Source organism: Psychrobacillus soli, assembly GCF_006861775.1.
GTDB lineage: Bacteria > Bacillota > Bacilli > Bacillales_A > Planococcaceae > Psychrobacillus > Psychrobacillus soli.
In genome coordinates this window covers 1-411 of sequence record NZ_VDGG01000093.1, presented here as the reverse complement: position 1 = coordinate 411, position 411 = coordinate 1, and the positions used below count along the sequence as shown (strand labels likewise).

Below are 411 nucleotides of genomic sequence, written 5' to 3'. Positions count from 1 at the left end.
CCGAAAAGAAGTTGCGAGATGGCCATTATTAAAAGTCTGGAATTTCTGAACGATGGATACGAATGGGTCGTGGACATTGACCTTGAAAGGTTCTTCGATACAGTCCACCACGATAAGCTCATGCGAATCATATCTAATACAATAGATGATGGAGATGTCATTTCTCTAATGAGGAAATACTTAGTCAGTGGAGTCATGGTGAATGGGAAATATGAAGAAACGCCAGTTGGAACTCCGCAAGGAGGAAACCTCAGTCCGCTTTTGAGTAATATTATGTTAAATGAACTTGATAAAGAACTAGAAAGTAGAGGACTCCAATTCGTGAGATACGCTGATGACGCCTTAATCTTTGTGAAGAGTGAGAAAGCGGCAAATAGAGTGATGGAATCAATCGTGAGATTTATAGAAAAG

At 39.9% G+C, this 411-nt stretch carries 1 protein-coding gene; it reads left to right on the top strand.

The genetic code is table 11. From position 1 onward, the window contains the following. A partial coding sequence (locus tag FG383_RS21420; RefSeq protein ID WP_246097081.1) for a reverse transcriptase domain-containing protein occupies positions 1-411 on the top strand: 411 nt, incomplete at both ends.